The organism is Acidithiobacillus sp. (genome assembly GCF_023255755.1).
GTDB lineage: Bacteria > Pseudomonadota > Gammaproteobacteria > Acidithiobacillales > Acidithiobacillaceae > Acidithiobacillus.
The window spans coordinates 3,442-5,671 of the sequence record NZ_JAGDVS010000079.1 but is presented as its reverse complement, the minus strand read 5'-3'; the positions used below and the strand labels follow the sequence as shown (position 1 = coordinate 5,671).

3 protein-coding genes are annotated in these 2,230 nt (G+C 59.2%); all 3 read right to left on the bottom strand.

The features are described from left to right. Positions 1-216 precede the first annotated feature (216 nt). Complete coding sequence (locus tag Q0C48_RS05270; RefSeq protein WP_291522194.1) at positions 217-723, bottom strand: hypothetical protein; 507 nt, start codon at positions 721-723, stop codon at positions 217-219. Next, the gene (locus tag Q0C48_RS05265) at positions 723-1,055 is read right to left on the bottom strand and encodes a DUF3579 domain-containing protein (RefSeq protein WP_291522192.1); all 333 of its coding nucleotides are present in this window, start codon (positions 1,053-1,055) and stop codon (positions 723-725) included. Before Q0C48_RS05265 ends, Q0C48_RS05270 begins: the two co-directional genes overlap by 1 nt. 64 nt (positions 1,056-1,119) lie before the next feature. Next, positions 1,120-2,016 (bottom strand): UTP--glucose-1-phosphate uridylyltransferase GalU, encoded by an 897-nt coding sequence (gene galU / locus Q0C48_RS05260; protein WP_291522189.1) that lies wholly within the window; start codon positions 2,014-2,016, stop codon positions 1,120-1,122. Positions 2,017-2,230: the final 214 nt, after the last annotated feature.

Genomic DNA, 2,230 nt, shown 5'->3' with positions numbered 1-2,230 from the left:
CCAATCAGTCAGCTCCAGGCACTTACTGAGTTAACCGAAAGTCCGCTTTCAGTCTATGGCAGTCGTGGAGTGGATTTGCCAAGCCATGCCAAGGTTCGTGACCTCTGATCGTGAGGCCCTATTTCAGCGTGCAAGCGATAGCCATGTGACTGCATACTGCAATTCAACCAATCCCGGTAACTACGGTGGACCCAGGCAGGGGGCGGTGTTGTACCCTCAGCCTGAGCGACCGGTGGGGGCATAGAGGTATTCATAAAAGTTGTCCATGGCAATGCCTTGCGTGTCATAGGCCGTGGCCTGAACGTCATTACCTTTGCTCCCTATGGCGACCATACAGGCATGCTGAGCGGGGAGCGCATTGGCGGCGATGAAAGAGGGGCCACTGCGGCCGCAGGCATTGGTGGGATATTCCTGATTCAGGCGCGATATCAGCGTCCCTGCCACGTGTCGGGCTTGTTGCGATGAGGCTGCGGCGAAGGCGCGTTCGTTGCGCCAGGCGGTTTCTATGGTTTGGCGTTCCTGCGCACTGGTCGCCTGGGACAACGCTTCCCGATGCAGTTGATCCAGCTTCTGTAAGGCGACATAGAGGTCCGCACGTACGCCGCTTTGCAGGTCAATGACGTGGATGCTCAGGGCGATGGCCAGGGCGCCATAGACAATAATGACGATGCCGAGTATCCAGGTAAAACGCAGACGGGCGGAGGCGGACGGACGTTCTGCCATCAGGAGTGTGGGCGCTGGGTCTGGTGGCGGCGGCGGGTGGGCTGCTGTACCCGGCGATCGGCGATGCTGCCTTCTTCATGCCGCACCTGGAGGCGATTTTCGGCGGCGAAGCGCATGATTTCAGCAAAGGCCTCCGGGCGAATCTCTTCCAGGCTCTCGTCTATGATAATGGCGGCGTTGCCATTGATAGTGGCGGGTTCAATGAGGGGCAGGTAATGAATCTTGTGGTCGGCGCCGAAATGGGCGAGTCCGACTCCTTCAATGAGCATCTCCGCCCAGGCGGACGGGCGGAATTTGCCACCGCTTTCGGTAACTCCGTCGATGATGATCATGGATGCCTGTGCTCCTCGGGGAAACGGGCGATGATAGCGCCCCGTTCGGAGAGAATGAAGGGGGTCACGGGAATGCCTCATCCGGGGCGAGGGGTTCGCAAAGGCTGTCCATGTACCGGGTGAAATCGGCACCTACCTCGGGGTGTAACTTGCCAAAGGCGATGGTCGCCTTCAGGTAGCCAAGCTTATCGCCGCAATCAAAGCGCCGCCCGGAAAAAAGATAGGCCAGCACCTGCCGCTCTTTCAACAGGTGGGCGATGGCATCCGTCAGTTGAATCTCGCCACCCGCGCCTTGTTGAGTTTGTTCCAGAAAGTGAAACACCCGCGCGGGGAGGATGTAGCGCCCCACCACGCCCAGATTAGAGGGCGCATTCTCGGGCTTAGGCTTTTCGACGATGCCACTAATCTGGTAAATACGATCATCCCAGGGCCGCGCGTCGACTACGCCGTAGCGGGTGGAATGCTCCCGCGCAATTTCTTCAACGCCGAGAATGCCCGCCTGATAGCGGCGGTATTGTTCCACCATTTGCGCGAGCACGGGTGGTTCGCCGAGCATGAGGTCGTCAGCCAGCAACACGGCGAAGGGTTCGTCACCCACCACCGGGCGGGCCATAAGCACGGCATGCCCGAGTCCAAGCGGGTAGGGCTGGCGTAGAAAAATGGTGCTGACATGGCTGGGCAGGATGCTCCGCACTTGTTCCAGCAAAGCCACCTTGCCGCGTTTTTCCAGCTCAATTTCCAGTTCGTAAGAAACGTCGAAGTGGTCTTCGATGGCACGCTTGCCGCGTCCGCTGATGAAAATGAGTTGGTCGCAGCCTGCGGCGATGGCTTCCTCCACAGCATACTGAATGAGTGGCTTGTCCACGACAGGCATCATTTCCTTGGCGCTGGCCTTGGTGGCCGGGAGAAAACGAGTGCCCAGACCGGCCACGGGGAAGACTGCTTTGCGGACTTCAGCCATGCTTCATCTCCTTATGTTGTGACGCGAGTATAACGAAGACTGTGGGCTTGCCGCAAAGCGCCCACGGAATGGAGTTATCACCGGTCTGGGTCAGAATGGCTCGGTGCTGTCTCTCTGCTTGCTTCAGTACCGGCACCCAGCTTATCGCGGATGGCCTTCCCTCCCCCCACCCCGCCCGCCATGGCGAAGCGCAGCGCTTGTTGCGGGGTGAGGT